Source organism: Micromonospora sp. CPCC 206060 (genome assembly GCF_036906895.1).
Taxonomy (GTDB): Bacteria; Actinomycetota; Actinomycetes; order Mycobacteriales; family Micromonosporaceae; genus Micromonospora.
Window position 1 is genome coordinate 136,229 of the sequence record NZ_JBAKHU010000002.1, and the last position, 18,316, is coordinate 154,544.

Annotated in this window: 17 protein-coding genes and 1 pseudogene; 12 read left to right on the forward strand and 6 right to left on the reverse strand. The window is 71.8% G+C overall.

The window, feature by feature from the left end; all coding sequences use genetic code 11:
- Positions 1-2 precede the first annotated feature (2 nt).
- The 3 genes and pseudogenes from V6U90_RS02935 (at position 3) to V6U90_RS02945 (ending at position 3,281) form a co-directional block, all read left to right on the forward strand.
- On the forward strand, positions 3-860 hold the full coding sequence (locus tag V6U90_RS02935) for a DUF3152 domain-containing protein (protein ID WP_334430985.1): 858 nt from the start codon (positions 3-5) through the stop codon (positions 858-860).
- A 209-nt stretch (positions 861-1,069) separates the two neighbouring features.
- Complete coding sequence (gene moeZ / locus V6U90_RS02940) at positions 1,070-2,251, forward strand: adenylyltransferase/sulfurtransferase MoeZ (RefSeq protein ID WP_334430986.1); 1,182 nt, start codon at positions 1,070-1,072, stop codon at positions 2,249-2,251.
- A gap of 149 nt (positions 2,252-2,400) precedes the next feature.
- Positions 2,401-3,281, forward strand: a pseudogene (locus tag V6U90_RS02945) (prenyltransferase/squalene oxidase repeat-containing protein).
- A 188-nt stretch (positions 3,282-3,469) separates the two neighbouring features.
- Here V6U90_RS02945 and V6U90_RS02950 read toward each other — a convergent pair.
- Both V6U90_RS02950 and proB read right to left on the reverse strand, forming a co-directional pair.
- Positions 3,470-4,714: a glutamate-5-semialdehyde dehydrogenase gene (locus tag V6U90_RS02950; protein ID WP_334430988.1), complete on the reverse strand. Its 1,245-nt coding sequence runs from the start codon at positions 4,712-4,714 to the stop codon at positions 3,470-3,472.
- Between the two features lie 68 nt (positions 4,715-4,782).
- Complete coding sequence (gene proB / locus V6U90_RS02955) at positions 4,783-5,940, reverse strand: glutamate 5-kinase (protein ID WP_442933519.1); 1,158 nt, start codon at positions 5,938-5,940, stop codon at positions 4,783-4,785.
- A 167-nt stretch (positions 5,941-6,107) separates the two neighbouring features.
- Between proB and V6U90_RS02960 the strand changes: the two genes are divergently transcribed.
- From V6U90_RS02960 to V6U90_RS02970, 3 genes are all read left to right on the forward strand, one after another.
- On the forward strand, positions 6,108-6,434 hold the full coding sequence (locus tag V6U90_RS02960) for an MGMT family protein (protein ID WP_334430990.1): 327 nt from the start codon (positions 6,108-6,110) through the stop codon (positions 6,432-6,434).
- A 67-nt stretch (positions 6,435-6,501) separates the two neighbouring features.
- Positions 6,502-7,911, forward strand: a complete 1,410-nt coding sequence (locus V6U90_RS02965) for an MFS transporter (RefSeq protein WP_334431178.1) — start codon at positions 6,502-6,504, stop codon at positions 7,909-7,911.
- A gap of 47 nt (positions 7,912-7,958) precedes the next feature.
- Positions 7,959-9,434: a pyridoxal phosphate-dependent decarboxylase family protein gene (locus V6U90_RS02970; protein WP_334430991.1), complete on the forward strand. Its 1,476-nt coding sequence runs from the start codon at positions 7,959-7,961 to the stop codon at positions 9,432-9,434.
- Between the two features lie 279 nt (positions 9,435-9,713).
- Here V6U90_RS02970 and V6U90_RS02975 read toward each other — a convergent pair whose 3' ends face one another.
- Both V6U90_RS02975 and V6U90_RS02980 read right to left on the reverse strand, forming a co-directional pair.
- Complete coding sequence (locus V6U90_RS02975) at positions 9,714-10,943, reverse strand: hypothetical protein (protein ID WP_334430992.1); 1,230 nt, start codon at positions 10,941-10,943, stop codon at positions 9,714-9,716.
- Entirely contained in the window at positions 10,936-11,430 is a 495-nt protein-coding gene (locus V6U90_RS02980) for a SigE family RNA polymerase sigma factor (RefSeq protein WP_334431179.1), read from the reverse strand. Before V6U90_RS02980 ends, V6U90_RS02975 begins: the two co-directional genes overlap by 8 nt.
- A 328-nt stretch (positions 11,431-11,758) precedes the next feature.
- On the opposite strand from V6U90_RS02980, the gene V6U90_RS02985 reads away from it, so the two are divergent.
- Together V6U90_RS02985 and V6U90_RS02990 are read left to right on the forward strand one after the other, a co-directional pair.
- Positions 11,759-12,325 (forward strand): NADH-quinone oxidoreductase subunit B, encoded by a 567-nt coding sequence (locus tag V6U90_RS02985; protein WP_334430993.1) that lies wholly within the window; start codon positions 11,759-11,761, stop codon positions 12,323-12,325.
- Between the two features lie 46 nt (positions 12,326-12,371).
- Entirely contained in the window at positions 12,372-13,688 is a 1,317-nt protein-coding gene (locus V6U90_RS02990) for a DUF2252 domain-containing protein (protein ID WP_334430994.1), read from the forward strand.
- Between the two features lie 66 nt (positions 13,689-13,754).
- Here the strand turns inward: V6U90_RS02990 and V6U90_RS02995 are convergent, their stop codons facing one another.
- On the reverse strand, positions 13,755-14,801 hold the full coding sequence (locus V6U90_RS02995; RefSeq protein ID WP_334430995.1) for a glucose 1-dehydrogenase: 1,047 nt from the start codon (positions 14,799-14,801) through the stop codon (positions 13,755-13,757).
- A 216-nt stretch (positions 14,802-15,017) separates the two neighbouring features.
- Between V6U90_RS02995 and V6U90_RS03000 the strand changes: the two genes are divergently transcribed.
- Together V6U90_RS03000 and V6U90_RS03005 are read left to right on the forward strand one after the other, a co-directional pair.
- Positions 15,018-15,755, forward strand: a complete 738-nt coding sequence (locus tag V6U90_RS03000) for an NADH-quinone oxidoreductase subunit C (protein WP_334430996.1) — start codon at positions 15,018-15,020, stop codon at positions 15,753-15,755.
- Positions 15,755-16,720 carry a complex I subunit 1/NuoH family protein gene (locus V6U90_RS03005; RefSeq protein ID WP_334430997.1) on the forward strand — a complete coding sequence of 322 codons (966 nt, stop codon included), beginning with the start codon at positions 15,755-15,757 and terminating at the stop codon, positions 16,718-16,720. The genes V6U90_RS03000 and V6U90_RS03005 overlap by 1 nt, the downstream gene beginning before the upstream one ends.
- Positions 16,721-16,844: 124 nt before the next feature.
- Here the strand turns inward: V6U90_RS03005 and V6U90_RS03010 are convergent, their stop codons facing one another.
- Positions 16,845-17,258, reverse strand: coding sequence for a GntR family transcriptional regulator (locus V6U90_RS03010; protein WP_334430998.1), 414 nt, complete (start codon positions 17,256-17,258; stop codon positions 16,845-16,847).
- Positions 17,259-17,752: 494 nt separating this feature from the next.
- Between V6U90_RS03010 and V6U90_RS03015 the strand changes: the two genes are divergently transcribed.
- Positions 17,753-17,878, forward strand: a complete 126-nt coding sequence (locus V6U90_RS03015) for a hypothetical protein (RefSeq protein WP_334430999.1) — start codon at positions 17,753-17,755, stop codon at positions 17,876-17,878.
- Entirely contained in the window at positions 17,875-18,300 is a 426-nt protein-coding gene (locus V6U90_RS03020; RefSeq protein ID WP_334431000.1) for an ester cyclase, read from the forward strand. The genes V6U90_RS03015 and V6U90_RS03020 overlap by 4 nt, the downstream gene beginning before the upstream one ends.
- The last annotated feature ends 16 nt before the right edge of the window (positions 18,301-18,316 follow it).

Sequence of the window (18,316 nt, forward strand, 5' to 3'; positions counted from 1 at the left end):
TCATGAGGACCCCTACCGGTCGGGCGTACCGCCGTACCGCACTCACCCGGGGGGCCGGGCCGGTCCTGCTCGCCGTCGTGGCAGGGCTGATCTGCCTGACCCTGACCAGTGGCGACGGGCCGGGCGCCGGTGGCCGGCCGGATGGTGTCGACCAGTCGGGGGAGCGTCCCGGCGGCGCGGCAGGCGACGGGTCCCGCGTCGATCCCACCCCCGGCCACGCCGGGCGGCCCGCCGGACCGGGGTCCCCGGTGCCGGCACGGCCCGCGCTGCCGGAGCCCGGTGTGCCGCCGTACCCGGTGACCGGGCCGGGGACCTTCCAGGAGGCGGCCGGCCCCGGGCCGGTCCACGGCACCGAAGGTGAGCTGCTCCGCTACCGGGTCGCGGTCGAGGACCGGTCCGGGGTGACACCCGCCGACTTCGCCGCCGCCGTGGACGGGACACTCGGCGACGCCCGTAGCTGGATCGCGTCGGGTCGGCTGCGGATGCAGCGGGTACCGGCCGACCTGCCCGCCGACTTCACCGTGCTGCTCGCCACCCCGGCCACCTCGGAACGGATCTGCGCGGAAGGCGGCCTGGTCACCGAGCGGTACACCTCCTGCCGGCTGCCCGGCCGGGTGGTCATCAACCTGGCCCGCTGGATGGAGGCGGTGCCGGACTACGGCGCACCGCTGGACACCTACCGGGCCTACGTCATCAACCACGAGGTCGGCCATGAGTTGGGCGAGGGGCACGAGGACTGCCCCGGTCCGGGTCGGCCGGCCCCGGTGATGCAGCAGCAGACGTACGGTCTGCGCGGGTGCGTGGCGAACGCCTGGCCCTACCTCGACGGTGTGCGGTACGCCGGCCCGATCGTCCCCTAGCGCAGGCGCCGACCCGATCCTCCCCCAGCGTGGGCGCCGACCCGATCGGCCCTGGCGGCGCCAGCCAGGTCCCCCGGCACCCCTGCCCCGGTCCGGCGGCCCCTATTCCCGCTCCCGGATGTCGGACGGCGTGGCCCTCCTCATGGCCGAGTGGCTCGGTATCGCGCAACAATGGCCCAGCACACGCCGCCGAACCCGGGGAGTCCACCGTGTCACTGCCCCCGCTCGTCGAACCCGCCGCCGAGCTCACCGTTGACGAGATCCGTCGCTACTCGCGTCACCTGATCATCCCGGATGTCGGGGTGGAGGGACAGAAGCGGCTGAAGAACGCCCGGGTGCTCTGTGTCGGCGCGGGTGGCCTCGGCTCGCCGGCCCTGATGTACCTGGCCGCCGCCGGCGCCGGCACGCTCGGCATCATCGACTTCGACACCGTCGACGAGTCGAACCTCCAGCGCCAGATCATCCACGGGCAGTCCGACGTCGGCCGTTCCAAGGCCGAGTCGGCCGCAGCCACCGTTCGCGAGATCAACCCGCTGGTCAACGTCGAGATCCACAACACTGCGCTGGACCGGGAGAACGTCCGGGAGATCTTCGCCCAGTACGACCTGATCGTCGACGGTACCGACAACTTCGCCACCCGGTACATGGTCAACGACGCCGCCGTGCTGCTCGGCAAGCCGTACGTCTGGGGCTCGATCTACCGGTTCGACGGCCAGGCTTCGGTCTTCTGGGCCGAGCACGGTCCCTGCTACCGCTGCCTCTACCCGGAGCCGCCGCCGCCCGGGATGGTCCCGTCCTGCGCCGAGGGCGGCGTCCTCGGCGTGCTCTGCGCCTCCATCGGCTCGATCCAGGTCAACGAGGCGATCAAACTGCTCGCCGGGATCGGCGAGCCGCTGGTCGGCCGGTTGATGGTCTACGACGCCCTGGAGATGACCTACCGCAAGATCAAGGTCCGCAAGGACCCGGACTGCGTGCTCTGCGGCGAGAACCCGACCGTCACCGACCTGCTGGAGGACTACGAGGACTTCTGCGGTGCGGTCTCCCCGGAGGCCGAGGCGGCGGTGGTGGACTCCACCATCACCGCACTGGAGCTGAAGGAGTGGCAGGACGCCGGTAAGGACCTCTTCCTGGTCGACGTCCGGGAGCCGGCCGAGTACGAGATCGTCCGCATCCCGGGTGCCACGCTGATCCCGAAGGGCGACATCCTCTCCGGCGAGGCGCTGTCCAACCTGCCGCAGGATCGGCAGATCGTGCTGCACTGCAAGTCCGGCGCACGCTCCGCCGAGGCGCTCGCCGCGCTCAAGGCGGCCGGTTTCCGTGAGGCCGTCCACGTGCAGGGCGGCATCATTTCCTGGATCCGGCAGGTCGACCCGAGCCTCCCCGCCTACTGACAGCTGTAAGGAAGGGCCCCTTCTTATCGTTTTCGGTATAGGAGGGGCCCCTTCTTAACCTGCGGCCTAGCGCACGAGCGCGGCGGACCGAAGTCGTCGAAGGGGTCCAAAAAACCCGGCCGTCGGCTGGGTGAAAGCTCGCCGAGGGGCTGGTCACGCCGCCTTTCCTGGTGAGGCGGAATCACGTTTGCGCCGGTAGCCTGGCCGCGTGGTCGATATTGACGCCGCCATCGGCTTTGTCGTGGCGCACGGTGACCCGGTGGACCGTGCGCGGCTCTCCTGGTTGCGCACCGGCACCATGCCATCGGTGGAGGTGCTGGAGACCGCAGAGACCGGCCAGTTGCCGGACGGCGGATGGCCGGCGCGCCTGGAGACCGGGGTGGCCTCCGTCGACGCCACCTGCTTCCGCCTCGCCGAACTCGACGACCTCGGCGCGCTCGGCCGGCCCGCCGCCCGCAAGGCGCTGGACTGGCTGGCCGCCCGGCAGTACCGGAACGGTACCTGGGAAGAGGACGAGTCCCTCGCCCCCGCCGCCCCGCCCTGGGCCCGTCCCGGTGATCTGGAGGCCCAGCTCTACCTCACCGCGAACGCCGGATTCTGGCTGGCCACCGCCGGGCTCGATGCCCGGGCCGCCGGACCGCTGGACGACCGGGTGGGTGGGGTGTACGCCGGAGTCGTCTACGCGGCGGCCCAGGCGCTCGCCAACCACCTCCGCCCGGACGGGACCTGGCCGTCGTACCTTGCCACCGGCTGGCTGAGCGCCGCCGTGCTGTACCGGCAGACCATGTTCTACGAGTCGGCCCGGATCCAGACGGTGCTCAACGAGCGGCTGCCGGAGATGTCCCCGGGTAACGTGGCCTGGCTGGCAGCGACCCTGCGCCGGGTCGGTATCGCCGCGGACGACTGGACGCTGGTCTCCGCCCGCCGGCGGCTGGCCGAGACCCAGCGCAGCGACGGTGGCTGGGAGAGCGACGACGGGCACCAGTTCGACGTGCACGCCACGCTCGCCGCCATTCGTGCCTGCCGCTGAGGATCTCTCCAACCCGTCGCCGAATCGGCCTAGCGCTGTGGTTCGGCCTGGCGCTGAATCGGCCTGGCGCTGAATCGGCCTGGCGCTGAATCGGCCTAGCGCTGTGGTCCGGCCTGGCGCTGTGGTTCGGCCTGGCGTTGGTTTGGACCGGTCCCGGCGGGCGGCGGGACCGGTCCGTCGACGCGCGGTCAGTTCCGCAGGTGCCCGTCGCCGGTGACGACATACTTGGTCGAGGTCAGCTCGGGCAGGCCCATCGGGCCACGGGCATGCAGCTTCTGCGTGGAGATGCCGATCTCCGCACCGAAGCCGAACTCGCCGCCGTCGGTGAACCGGGTGGAGGCGTTCACCATCACTGCGGCCGAGTCGACCCGGGCGACGAACTCCCGGGCCGCGCTGGCCGAGTCGGTGACGATGGCCTCGGTGTGCCCCGAGCCGTACCGGCGGATGTGCGCGACCGCGTCGTCGAGCGAGTCGACGACGGCGACCGAGATGTCCGCCGAGAGGTACTCGGTGGCGAAGTCCTCGTCGGTGGCCGGCTCGACGGCGTCCGAGTGGGCGGCGACCCGGGCGTCGCCGTGCACGGTGACTCCGGCCTCGGCGAACGCGGCCAGCATCGGCGGCAGGAACGCGTCGGCGATCTGCGCGTGCACGAGCAGCGACTCGGCGGTGTTGCAGGTGGAGAGGCGCTGGGTCTTGGCGTTCAGGGTGATCGCCACCGCCTTGGCCAGGTCGGCGGCGGCGTCGACGTAGACGTGGCAGTTACCCACCCCGGTCTCGATGACGGGCACGGTGGACTCCTCGACCACGGTCCGGATCAGCGACGCACCGCCCCGGGGGATCAGCACGTCGACCAGACCCCGCGCCCGCATCAGCTCCTTCACCGAGTCCCGGCTGCTGGCGTCGAGCAACTGGACCGCGTCGGCCGGCAGCCCCGCCCCGGCGACCGCGTCGCGCAGCACCGCCACCAGGGCGGCGTTGGAGTGCGCCGCCGAGGAGGAACCGCGCAGCAGCGCCGCGTTGCCGGACTTGAGGCAGATGCCAGCGGCGTCGACGGTGACGTTGGGCCGGGCCTCGTAGATGATGCCGACCACGCCGAACGGTACCCGGATCTGCCGTAGCTCCAGGCCGTTGGCCAGGGTCGAGCCCCGGACCACCTCGCCGACCGGATCGGGCAGGCCGGCCATCTGACGCAGCGCGTCGGCGATGCCGGCGACCCGCTGCTCGCTGAGCGCCAGCCGGTCCAGCACGGCCGGGGTCAGGCCGGCATCGCGCCCGGCTGCCAGGTCCGTCTCGTTCGCGGCCAGGATCTCCGGGGTACGCGCCACCAGCGCGTCGGCCATCGCGTGCAGTGCCGCGTCCTTGCGGGTACGCGTCGCGGTGGCCAGCGTGTTTGCCGCCTCCCGGGCCCGCCGGGCCTGCTCGGTGACGCTCATGTCTCTTCCCTCCCAGGTGTTAGGAAGGGCCCCTTCCTATACCGAAAGCGATAAGAAGGGGCCCTTCCTTACAGCAGTACCAGGTCGTCGCGGTGGACGACCTCACGTTCGTAGGCCGGACCGAGCGCGGCGGCCAGCTCACCCGTGGACCGGCCGAGTAGTCCGGGCAGTTCCACCGCGTCGTAGTTGACCAGGCCACGGGCGACCGGGGCGCCCTCGGTGTCCACCAGGTCGACCGGGTCGCCGGCGGTGAACGCCCCGTCGACCGCGGTGATTCCGGCGGGCAGCAACGATTTACGCCGGTTGACCACGGCCTGCACCGCCCCTGGGTCGAGGTGCAGCCGGCCCCGGGGCGAGGTGGCGTGGGCGAGCCAGAAGAGCCGGGCGGTCGGACGCTGGTGTACCCGGTGGAAGAGGGTGCCCACGGCGGCGCCGGACAGCGCCTCGGCGGCGAGCGCGGCGGAGGTCAGCACCACCGGGATGCCGAAGCCGGTGGCGATCCGGGCGGCCTCCACCTTGGTGACCATGCCCCCGGTGCCGACGCCGGCCCGTCCGGCCCCGCCGACCGAGATGCCGGTGAGGTCGGCGGCGTCGCGTACCTCGCTGATCCGGGTGGTGTCCGGCCGGGAGGGGTCACCGGTGTAGAGGGCGTCCACGTCGGACAGGAGCACCAGCAGGTCGGCGTGGACCAGGGCGGCCACCAGGGCGGCCAGCCGGTCGTTGTCGCCGAACCGGATCTCGTCGGTGGCGACGGTGTCGTTCTCGTTGACGATCGGTACGGCCCGCAGGTCGAGCAGCTTGCGCAGGGTGCGGTACGCGTTGCGGTAGTGCGCCCGGCGGGTCACGTCGTCGACGGTCAGCAGCACCTGGCCGACGGTCAGCCCGTGTCGGGCGAAACTGGTGGCGTACCGGCCGATCAGCAGCCCCTGCCCGACGCTGGCGGCGGCCTGCTGGGTGGCCAGGTCCCGGGGCCGGCGGCGCAGGCCGAGCGGAGCCAGCCCGGCGGCGATGGCGCCGGAGGAGACCAGCACCACCTCCCGCCCCTCGGCGGTCAACCCGCCGAGGGCGTCGACCAGGGCGTCCACCCGGTCGGAGTCGAGTCCGCCCTCGGCGGTGGTCAGCGAGGAGGACCCGATCTTGACCACGATCCGCTGGGCTGTTGTCACCGCTTCACGCACCCGCCCATTCTGCGCGGTGCACCCCGCCCGGCCGGCGGCGGTTCCCATATCCTGGCCGGTCATGACGGGTGTGAGTGACCGGTGACGATGTCTGGTGGGCTCCGGTGACGGAGAGGATGAGGTTCGATGACGGGGATGGACGAGGTCCGGTGACGGTTGGCGAGGTCCGGTGACGGGGATGGACGAGGTCCGGTGACGGTTGGCGAGGTCCGGTCATGACGCCGGACGAGTACGTCGAAGCGGTACTCAGCCTGGTGGAGCGGATCCCGCCGGGGCGGGTCATGTCGTACGGCGCGGTGGCCGATGCCCTGGCGGAGGTTTCCGGCCGGGCGTCAGCGCGGCTGGTCGGGTCGATCATGGCCCGGCACGGTGGCGGGGTGCCGTGGCACCGGGTGGTCAACTCGGCGGGCCGGCTGCCGCCCGGACACGAGGTGGAGGCGCGGGCCCGGTTGCGTGCCGAGGGCACCCCGCTGCGGGGGGACGGCGTGGACATCCGTGCCGCCGCCTGGTCCCCGACCGAGCCGGGCCCCGGTCGCGACTGATCGGGGGTTCAACGTCGAGCAAAACGTGAGTAACATTCGGCGCCATGAAACCGACCCGGCGCGCGCCGTGAACCCCACCCGGTCCGCGCCACGGGCGCCGGTCGGGCTGCCCCGCCGGGTGCACGCCGGCTACGCGCTCGGTTCGCTGGTCACCGGTGCCTTCGGTACCGTGCCCGGACTCCTGCTGCTGCCCTACCTGACCGACACCCTGGGCATCGCCGCCGGTCTCGCCGCCCTGCTGGTGCTCGTCCCCAAAGCGTGGGACGTGCTGGTCAACCCGGTCGCCGGCCGGATCTCCGACCGCACCCGCTCGCCCTGGGGAGCCCGCCGGCCGTACCTGCTCGCCGGCGGCCTGACCCTCGCGGTGCTCTTTGCCGCGATCTTCGCCGCACCGTTCGGTGCCGGGGCGGGCGCCGGGACGTACGTGGCCGTGGCCTTCCTGGCCACCGCGACCGCGTTCGCCTTCTTCCAGGTGCCGTACGTGGCGATGCCCGCCGAGCTGACCGCCGACTACACCGAACGTACCCGGCTGATGAGCTGGCGGATCGCGGTGCTGGCGCTGGCCATCCTGGTCTCCGGCGCGCTCGCCCCGCTGGTGGTGACCGCCGGTGGGGAGGGGGTGCCGGGGCACCGGTGGATGGGGCTCTTCGTGGCCGGGCTGATCGTCCTCGGCACGGCCGGCGCGTTCCTCGGGACCCGGGGCGTACCGGACGGCACGGTGACCGAGAGCGAACCGAGCCTGCGCGCCCAGCTCGCCGTCGCCGGCCGGAACCGGCCGTTCCGGCTGCTGCTGATCTGCTTCGTCATCCAGTCCGCCGGGGTGGCGACCATCCTCGCCGGGGTCAACTACTTCGCCGACCAGATCCTGCGCAGCCCGGAGACCGGGGCCACCCTGCTCTTCGCCTGCTTCGTCGGCCCGGCGCTGCTGGTGATGCCGCTCTGGACCCGGGCCGGTACCCGGCTCGGCAAGCGGACCGCGTTCGTCGTCGCCTCGCTGCTGCTCGCCGGCCCGGCGCTCGGTCTGCTGGCCGCCCCGGTGCTGCCCCCGGTGCTGGTCTACCTGCTGGTCGCGGTGATGGGTGCCGGCTACGCCGGACAGCAGGTCTTCGCCCTCGCCATGCTGCCGGACTGCATCGCCTACGACACCGCGCGCACCGGCCGCCGCCAGGCGGGGGTCTTCACCGGCCTGTGGACCGCCGGTGAGACGTTCGGCCTGGCCCTCGGTCCCGGCATCTACGGCCTGGTGCTCCAGCTCTCCGGGTACGTCTCGTCGAGCACCGGCACGGCAGCGGCCCAGTCCGACGGCGCCCGGCTGGGCGTACTGATCGGGTTCACCGTGCTCCCCGCCCTGCTGGTGGTGCTCGCGGTGCCGTTGCTGCGCGGGTACGACCTCACCCCGGAACGCCTCGCAGCGGCCACCCCCACCCACCCCGTCGATCATGGAGTTGTGGTGGGGGATAAGAGCCGCGAAGCCTGATAAAAAGGGCACCATAACTCCATGATCGACACAACTGGGGAGGGTTCGTGGTGAACGAGGCACTGCCGGAGAAGGGCGTACCGGCCGAGCAGGTGCTCGACGAGATCCGGGGGCTGCGCGCCGCAGACCGCCCCACCCACGGCGGGCGGCTCTTCGCGTACGTCTACGACCCGGCGGTACCCGGCCTGGACGAACTGGCCGCCTCGGCGCACGCGCTGAGCGCGCACGTCAACGGGCTCGACCCGACCGCCTTCCCGTCCCTGCTGGCCATGGAGAACGCGCTGGTCGGCGCCGCCGCCAAACTGCTCGGGGGCGGGCCGGGGACGACCGCGCCGGACGTGGTCGGCAGTGTCACCAGCGGTGGTACCGAGTCGCTGATCCTGGCGGTCAAGGCCGCCCGGGACGCCCGGCCCGCCGTCGAGCGGCCCCGGATCGTGGTACCGGTCAGCGGGCACGCGGCGTTCGCCAAGGCGGCACACTACCTGGGCGTCGCCCTGGACCTGGTACCCGTCGACCCGGTGACCCTGCGTCCGGCGCCGGAGGCGGTGGCCGCCGCGATCGGGCCGGACACCGTGCTGGTGGTCTGCTCCGCCCCGTCGTACGCCCACGGGGTGGTCGATCCGGTGGAGGCGATCGCCGCTGCGGCTGCCGCCGCCGGGGTGCGCTGCCACGTGGACGCCTGCTTTGGCGGCTGGACGCTGCCCTGGCTGCGACGCCTCGGCGAGCCGGTACCGGCGTTCGACTTCACCGTCCCCGGGGTCACGTCGATCTCGGTCGACCTGCACAAGTACGCGTACGCCCCGAAGGGCGTCTCGGTCCTGCTGCACCGGGACGCCACCCTGCGCGCCCCGCAGTACTTCGCGTACGCCGACTGGCCCGGCTACGGGATGATCAACCCGGTGATCACCTCCACCCGTTCCGGTGGCCCGATCGCCGCCGCGTACGCCACGCTGCGGCACATCGGCGACGACGGTTACCTGGAACTGGTCCGGCAGACCCGGGACGCGGTACGCGCCCTGGCCGACGCGGTGCAGGGCGTCGACGGGCTGCGGCTGATGGCCGGACCGGAGTCCACCGTGGTCTGCTTCACCTCCACCGATCCCGGGCTGGACCTGTTCGTGCTGGTCGACGAGCTGACCGCGCGTGGCTGGCACACCCAGCCGCAGCTGTCGTACGGCGAACTGCCGGCCAGCGTGCACCTGACGGTGACCGCGTCGGTGGCCCCCCGGGTGGCCGAGTTCGGGCCGGACCTGCACGACGCGGTCGCGGCGGCCCGCGCCGCCGGTCCGGTCGCGCTGCCGGCCGAACTGCTCGCCCTGGCGGGCACGCTGACCCCCGAGGCGCTCACCCCGGAACTGGTGGCCGGGCTGGCCGCCAGTCTCGGCCTGGGCGGCGGTACCGGTGGCGGGCCGCTGCCGGACCGTGCGGCGGTGATCAACCGGCTGCTCGACGCCGCCCCGGTGCGCCTGCGCGAGAAGCTGCTGGTGGAGTTCGTCAGTCTGCTGCAACGCCCCAGCTACTGAACCGGGTGACACCCGGCCCTGCCGGGCCCGGGAACGCCGATCGCCCGGCCGGAAACACCTCCAGCCGGGCGATCGGTGTGCAGGCTACGGTCAGCGTCGATGCAAGGAAGACGCGATGAGCGGCGGGAGCGTTGCGGTGTGCCCGGGACGGCAACACGACAGGGGCGGGGTGCAACCGCACCTCGAACCGGTCCTGCACGGCCACGTCGAGGACGGCTGCGGTCGCCGCCCCTGTCGTTGCCAGCCATGCCGGACAGGTGGCGCCGGCCCGGCCACCCGTCACCGGTAGGTGAACCGGCCCTCGTTGTTCTCCCGGTCCGGGTCCAGCAGCGGTTCCCCGTCCGGACCGAGCGGTTCGACCGACGCGATGCCGGTACCGCTGCCCGAGGTGGGACCGGCGAGCCCGAGGACCAGGGTGCGGGATGCGCCGGCATCGAGGGGACCGAGACGGCAGGTCAGTTCCCGGGAACCGGCGGCCGGCGGTCCGCCGGTGCAGGCGGACCAGCCGTCGCCTTGGGCATACAGACCCGGTTGCACGCGCATGACCAGCCGGATGCCATCAAACGGTCGGTCCCCGTGGTTACGGATGGTCACGGTCGTCGTCCCGCTGCGGGTTCCGTCCGTCCGGGCGGCCCCCCAGGTGAGATCGGTGGCGTGTACCCCCACGTTCCGCAGGCGCGGGTTCGACGCGAAGGTGGTCGGCCCGCCGGTCTGCGTGAACCGCTGCCCGTTCCACCGGTACGTCCGCCACTGCCGTTGCGACCATTCCAGGCGCCAGCCACCGCCCGGGGCGATGTCGGCCATCTCGATGCGTACCGAACCGTCGGGCCGGGCGTCCAGGGCGAGCAGCCACTCCGGATCGTGTCCGGCGACATCAGCCGGCCCGGACCAGCGCTCGGTGCGGAACACCTGGCCGACAGTGACGATCCGGCCGCCCCGGTCCCGGTCGAAGGCGACCACCTGGGCCGGACCGCCCTGACCGATGATGCAACGGACCAGGGCCACCGTCTCCGGGGAACCGTCACCGTCGAGGTCGGTGTGGTCCACCGCGACCAGGACGTTGTCCCCGTCGTGCACCGGTTCGCCGGTCAACCGGACCCCCCGACCGGCCGGACAGCCCGGGCCCGGCCGCCAGGCCGGCAGGTCGACCCGGGCCGCGAGCAGTTGGCCCCGGCTGATCCGGCCGTCGGGTACGGAGGACGGGGTGCCCGGTGTGGTGGACCGGGGCGGCGGCGTTTCCGGCGGGCGGGTCGACGGGGACCCGGTCGGCCCGATGGATCCGGCCGGTACGGAAGGTGGCCGTCCCTCGCCCCGGTTGGCCGCGTACCCGACGAGCGGGCTGACCACGAGCGCGACGGCGAGGGCGCTGGTGGTGGCCAGGGCGGTCCGTCGGCGCTGCCGCACGGTGCGGCGTACCGCGTCCGGTCCGGGGCCGTGTACCTGCGCAGCGAGGCCGGTGCGGTACCGGGCGAAGCGGGAGTCCAGCCCGGACGGTTCCTGCTCAGCCATCTCGGGCCTCCCCGGCGGTCTCTTCGGTCTCGTCGCGGAGCAGCGCGGCCAGGGCGGCCCGTCCCCGGTGCAGCCAGGATTTCACCGTTCCCTCCGCCACCCCGGCCTGGTGGGCGATCTCCGCCACCGGCAGGTCGGCGAGGTAGTGCAGCACGACGGCACGTCGCTGGTTGGCCGGTAGGAGGGCGAGCGCGGCTTCGAGGGCCACCCGGTCGGGATTCGGGCCGGCGACATGGGTCTCCCGCTGGCGGCGCAGGTAGGCGTGGGCGGTACGGAGCCGCCGCCAGCGACTGTTGGCCAGGTTCCAGGCCACCCGCCGTACCCAGGCGACCGGATCGTCGTACCGGACTATCCGGTCCCAGCGGGCGAAGGCCCGGCAGAACGCCTCCTGGGCCAGGTCCTGGGCCTGTCCCAGATCACCGGTGTACGCGCAGAGTTGCACGGTCAGACTCCGGAAGTGCGCATGGTAGAAGTCGTCGAACACCAGCTCCGCCGGTACCGGATCGCCGGCTGTCCGGTCTGGCCCGGCTGTCTCCTGCCTGGCGGCTGTCTCCTGCCTGGCGGCTGTGCCCGGTCCGCCGGCCGTGGTCCCCGCCGTTTCGTCCGCTGGCGTGGCCGGAGTCCCTATCGACCAGATGTCCGGCGGCGGTACGCCCGCCCGGGAGTTGATCGTCACCGTCACGTGCCCCTCCCCGTTCCCCGCGGGTGGTCACCCGCGGTTCCTGTAACACCTGTCGATGCTGCCTCCGGTTGCGGAGGTTGCCGGCGGGGCGCTGTGGTTGACTGTCGGCCAGGGGACAGGAGAGGAGGGCGCCGTGCAGTTACCGGCAGTGCTCGGCGAGCCGATCCGGTTCGTGCTCAACTGGGGCCGGCGCTACTCGCTCTGGGTCTTCAACTTTGGCCTGGCCTGCTGCGCCATCGAGTTCATCGCGACCAGCATGGGTCGGCACGACTTCATCCGGCTCGGCGTGATCCCGTTCGCGCACGGCCCACGCCAGGCCGACCTGATGGTGGTCTCCGGCACGGTCACCGACAAGATGGCGCCGGCGATCAAGCGCCTCTACGACCAGATGCCCGAACCGAAGTACGTCATCTCGTTCGGTGCCTGCTCCAACTGCGGCGGCCCGTACTGGGACTCGTACTCCGTCACCAAGGGCGTCGACCAGCTCATCCCGGTCGACGTGTACGTGCCCGGCTGCCCGCCCCGACCGGAGGCGCTGCTGCACGGCATCCTCCGCCTCCAGGAGAAGATCGCTGCCGAGCAGTCCGGGATCGGCGGGGTGGCCCGACCCGACCCGCTCGCCCCACCGGCCGGCCCCTCCGCCGACCAGCGGTCGGTCGAGTCGCTGACCGCGCCGGTCGTCCGGCCCCCGACGACCTGACCACCGGTGGTCCCCGCCGTGGCGGTGGAGGATTAGCCTGCCGTCCATGACCCAGACCGCGGAGAAACGTTCCGCCCACATCGTCGACGTTCTCATCGAGGAATTCGGTGCGTCGATGGCACTCGACCCGGCCGCTTTCCGCCGGAAGTTCCGCAAGATGGCCGCCTCTCCGTTCGCCTTCTACCGGGGCAGCGCCTCGCTCTTCTACGCCGACCAGATCGGCGACTTCGCCGACGACCGGTTCCTCGACGGGCGGACCAGCCGGGTGTGGATCCACGGTGACCTGCACGCCGAGAACTTCGGCACCTACATGAACGGATCCGGGCAGCTCGTCTTCAACGTCAACGACTTCGACGAGGCGTACGTCGGACCGTTCTCCTGGGACCTCAAGCGGTTCGTGGCCAGCGTCGCCCTGCTCGGGTACGCCAAAGCCCTCTCCGACCAGGTGATCAGCGAGCTGGTCGGCGTGTTCGCCACCGCCTACCTGACCGAACTGAAGGCGATCGCGGCCGGCGGGGACGACGCGATCGGCTCGATCACGCTGGCCAACGCCGACGGGGTGCTGCGCCGGGTCCTCCAGCAGGCCCGGTTGAACACCCGGGTGGACCTGCTCAACGGGCAGACCACCATCGACAACTACGAACGCCGGTTCTCCCTCGGCGACGGGGTGTACGAGATCGACGACGCGACCCGGGAGCGGGTCTGCGAGGCGTTCACCCACTACCTGGACACCCTGCCCGAGGCGACCGCCCGGCTGCGTCCGGTCTCCGCGCACGTCAAGGACGTGGTGCTGCGTAAGGGCGTCGGGATCGGCTCGGCCGGCCTGCCGTCGTACAACCTCCTGCTGGAGGGGCACACCCAGGCGCTGGAGAACGACGTCATCATCTACATGAAGCAGGCCCAGGTGCCCGCGGTGGCCCGGCACATCGACGACGAGGGTGTCCGTCGCTACTTCCGGCACCAGGGTCACCGTACGGCGGAATCCCAGCGGGCGTTGCAGGCGCACGCCGACCCGTGGGTGGGCTACACCGAGTTGGACGGGGTGGGGCAGCTCGTCGCCGAGGTCTCCCCGTACGCGGCCGACCTGGACTGGGCCGACGTGAACGAGCCCGACGAACTTGCCGGCGTGATCGCCGACCTCGGCCGCTCGGTGGCCCGGATGCACTCGGTGGCCGACGACGAGTCCAGCCATGACCTGGTCGACTTCTCCACCGAGGAGGCGATCGTGGCGGCGGTGTCGGCCGACGAGCCGGGCTTCGTGTCGTACCTGGTGGAGTTCGCGCACGCGTACGGCCTGCGGGCCCGGGAGGACCACCAGATCTTCGTGGACCTGTTCCGCAACGGCCGGCTGCCCGGCCTGTAGCGGTCACGCCGGATGCCCCGGCCTGTAGTGGCAGCGCCCGGGGTGCCCCGACCGGCGCTCCGGCGGTCAGGCGGCGAACTCCAGGGCCACCTTGATGTCGTTCCCGGTCGGGGTGTACGCCTCCGCGTACGCCCCGACCGGCACCCGCCGGGTGATCAACGACTCCAGCCACGACGGGTCGGCCCGGGTCAGCGCCTCGGCGGCGAGGTCCCAGTGCCGCCGATTTGCATTGACCGAGCCGAAGACCACGTTGTTCTCCAGCACCAGGGTCCGGTTGAGTGCTCCGGCGTCGAAGTCGATGGTCCGGCCGCCGCTGGACATCCCGGCGAGGCAGACGATGCCGATGGGGGCGGCCTTGCACATCGCCTCCAGCACCACGGCCGGTGCCCCGGTGCACTCCACCACCACGTCCGGCTCGAAGCCGAGTTCGTCGACGGTGCTGGTGTGGTAGCTCGCCCCGAGCGCGCCGACCAGGCCCGGCTTCGGTCCGGTGGTGTTCCGGTCGAGGACGTGTACGGTCAGCCCGCGCTGGGTGGCGAGCAGGGCGGCGAGCAGCCCGATCGGTCCCGCCCCGGTGACGAGTACGCTCTGCGGCTGCCACTCGGTGCGGTGCGCGATCCGGTCGATGTGGTCCCATGCCTTGGCCACCACGCTGGTCGGTTCGAGCAGTACCCCGACTTCGGCCAGGTCCGGGGCGAGACCGACCGCGAACCTGGGCGGGATGCGCCAGCGTTCCCGGGCGAAACCCTGCAGTGCCTTGATCCCGTGTTCGGTGTACTGCCCGTTGCGGCACATGTCCCACTCGTCGGCGGCGCAGTTGGTGCAGGGTACCGGGTCCGGGTGCCGGACGATGCCGGCGACCAGGTCACCCGGGTGGAGCGTGCCGGTGGGGTCCTCCAGTACCCGGCCCAGTGACTCGTGCCCGATCACCAGTTCGGTCGCCCCGGGCGGCGCCTTGCCGTAGTCGCCCGCGATGATCTCGTGGTCGGTGCCGCAGATCCCCACCGCCAACGTTTCGACCAGGATCGCGCCCTCCTCGCTGGGCGGCTCCGGCCAGTCGTTGACCAGGCGCAGCGAGTCGGGTACCCCGGGTGTCACAGTCACGGCGCGCACAGTCCGATTCTTCCCCGTGCCCGCCGTTCCCACCCACGCTTCCGCCCTTCCTCCCCACCCCCGGCCCCCTTCCTCCCCACCCCCGCCCCGTTGATCATGAAGTTGTTGTCATCCAGGCCGGCGTGTCGTGGCAATAACTTCATGATCAACGCTGTGGTCGGGGGGTGGAGGGCGCGGACGCGACCCAGAACACTCGCGGGCCATAGGATCGGCGGCATGACTCCCGAAGAGGTCGCCAGCCGGCTGGTCGCGCTGCTTCCGGGCGTCGAGGTGGCGACCGGGATCTCCGGCGGTCAGGGGTACGCCCGCACCACCGTCGACGTACCCCCGACGAACTGGCGGGACGCGCTGCTGGCCGCCCGCGACGACGCTGAGCTGGTCTGCGACTTCTTCGACTGGCTCTCCGCCGTCGACGAGCTGGTCGGTGGCTTCGACGTGGTGGCGCACCTGTGGTCGACCACCCGCCGGCACGGGATCCTGCTGCGCACCCGGGTACCCCGGGAGAATCCGGCGGTCACCTCGGTGGTGGACGTCTTCCCCGGCGCCGCCTGGCACGAGCGGGAGACGTTCGAAATGTTCGGCATCGACTTCACCGGCCACCCCGGGCTGCGCCCGCTGCTGCTGCCACCGGAGTTCGAGGGGCATCCGCTGCGCAAGGAGTTCGTCCTGGCCTCCCGGGTTGCCAAACCCTGGCCGGGGGCGAAGGAACCGGGCGAGTCGGAGGCGGGCGGCGGTCGCCGGCCGATGCGCCCGCCGGGCGTACCGGCGCCGGGGGAGTGGGGGACCACCCCGACGCCCGCCGGTGCCGGTGGCGTCGGTGAGGGCCCGCGCGGCGGTACGCCCGCCCGCCCGGCCCGGCCACCGCGCGAGCCCCGCGCCGAACGTGAGCCCCGCACGTCCCGACCCGAACGGCCTGCCGGACCACCACGGGCTGACCAGGGGGGAGAGGGCTGATGCCGCTCTGGCTGGAGTTGACCATCCGGGTGGTGGCGGTGGTCGCCGCCTTCCTCGTCCTACCGTTGATCGTCGGGCAGGCCGAGCACAAGGTCATGGCGCACATGCAGGGCCGGCTCGGCCCGATGTACGCGGGCGGGTTCCACGGCTGGGCCCAGCTCGTGGCCGACGGGATCAAGTTCGTACAGAAGGAGGATGTCACCCCGCGCGAGGCGGACCGGGCGGTGTTCCGGCTCGCCCCGGTGGTGGCGCTGGTGCCCTACCTGCTCGCCCTGCTGGTGATCCCGCTCGGCCCGGGTGACCTGGTCGGGCAGCCGCTCGACATCGGCCTGTTCTTCGTGCTCGCCGTGGTCGGGGTGGGCGTGGTCGCGGTGCTGATGTCCGCGTGGGCGTCGGCCAACAAGTACAGCCTGCTCGGTGGGCTGCGCGGGGCCGCGCAACTGCTCGGGTACGAGCTGCCACTGGTGCTCGCCGCCGCCAGTGTGGCCATGGCGGCGGGGACGCTCAGCCTGCCCGGGATCGTGCAGGCGTGGCAGCCGTGGTGGCTGCTCTGGCAGGCCCCGGCGCTCTTCGTCTTCTTCGTCGCCGGGCTGGCCGAGATCCGGCGTCCCCCGTTCGACATGCCGATCGCCGACTCCGAGCTGGTCTTCGGCTACCTGACCGAGTACACCGGGCTGCGGTTCGCGTTCTTCCTGCTCGCCGAGTACGTCGGCATCGTGGTGATCGCCGCGCTCACCACCGTGCTCTTCCTCGGCGGCTGGCAGGGCCCGTTCGGTGACGAGTACCTGGGCTGGCTCTGGACCCTGCTGAAGGTCTTCGCCGTCTCGTTCGTGATCATCTGGTTCCGGGTGGCGTACCCCCGGCTGCGCGAGGACCAGTTGCAGCGGCTCTGCTGGCTGGTGCTGGTACCGGTCGCCCTCGGCCAGCTCGTGCTCACCGCCGCCGTACGGGTGGCGCTCGACTGAGTACCCGCAGTGTCGGGTGGCATGAAAAGGCGCCGGCAGTAGCGGTGCCTCGGCTCGACCATCGCCCCCACCTTGCCCCGGAGAGGTTCGGAGAAAGAGGTGCCGGCGGCCACGTGGTGGCGGCCTATCCGCCGACGACGGTCACGGTGTGCGCGCCGTAGCACTCCACGGTTCCGTTCGTCCTCGTCACCAAGACGACCGGCTCGCCTTCGTGAAGGTGGTACTTCCTGCGTTCCTCGGGGTCAGGCATCCGCGTCTGCACTTGGTCGCCCTTACCGAGGGTTACCCTAGCGCGCTCCTGTTCACCCTTGACGAAGGTTCCGCGACTCTGCACGACCACGATCAGGCCCTCACCTCGCAGTTGCTGAAGTGCGCGGCGGACCGTGAGCCGGCTGAGCCGGTATTCCTGCGTGAGGCTCAGTTCGGTCGGAACTCGCTGACCAGGAGCAAGCTCGCCTGAGCGGATGGCTTGTCGGAGCCGGTCCGCGAGTTGTTTCCACGTGGCGACATCGGGATCGAAGTCGCTCTCACTGCTCACACGCGCACGGTAGGTGACTCCATACTGGCGTACTGTTGTGTTGACGTCAATACAGCACGTAGAGTGACGGCGCCCCTTGTTGAGCCGCTTCCGAGAGGAGCACGACATGCCCAGGCACGTCGCCTACGAGGAGTACCTGACTGCCGTAGCCCTGACCCTGGCTCGTCGTCATCGGCCGGTCTGGTCGTGGAGCCGGTGGCGGTACGTCTGCCGCTGCGGATCGAACCTGCCCTGCCGATCCCGCCACCGAGTGCCGATCAATCGGGGGCACTGGCCGGGTGAGGACCGATGACCGCACACGGTCCGGTGCTGCCCGTCTGGACCTGCGCGGGGTGCTCGATGCCGTGGCCCTGTGCCACCCGTCGCGGGGAGCTTCAGGCCGAGTACGACGCAGCCCCGGTGTCCCTGGCGCTCTACCTGGCCTCCTGCCTGGTGGCCGCAAGTCAGGACCTGACCTGGGTGCCGGCGGGCTCGTTGCACAGGCGGTTCGTCGGATGGACGCGGTGACCGCCCTCAGGTCCGGCGACCTGCTGCACATCACCCGGGCGAAAGATGATGCCGTCGCCCGACGGTCGATCTTCGTGCAGCGGGCGGGGCTGCGCGTAGGCTGCGCCGGATGACCGAGGTGGAGGCGACGGCCCGGCGGTTCGTCGCCGACGTGTGGAACGGCAACCGCGAGGACTCGGCGTACGACCTGATCGCCGCCGACTGCCCTGGTCTGGGTGGGACCGGCCCGGATGCGGTCCTCGCCTGGCACCGGGACCGCCGGGCGGCCTTCCCGGACCTGCGTTACAAGATCGTCGACCTGGTGGCCTCCGGTGGCCGGGTCGCCCTGCATTGGCGGGCCGCCGGCACCCAGCTCGGCCGGTTCGGACCGGTGCCACCCACCGGGCAGGTGGTCAGCTACTCCGGCGCGACGTTCCTCCGCTTCGACGCCGCCGGACTGATCAGCGACGTGTGGAGCGTCAACGAACTCTTCCAGCTTCTCCAACAACTCGGCGTGGAACTGCTGCCCCCGCTGACCGCCGGCGGTGACGGCTGAGACGCCTGCCGGCGGT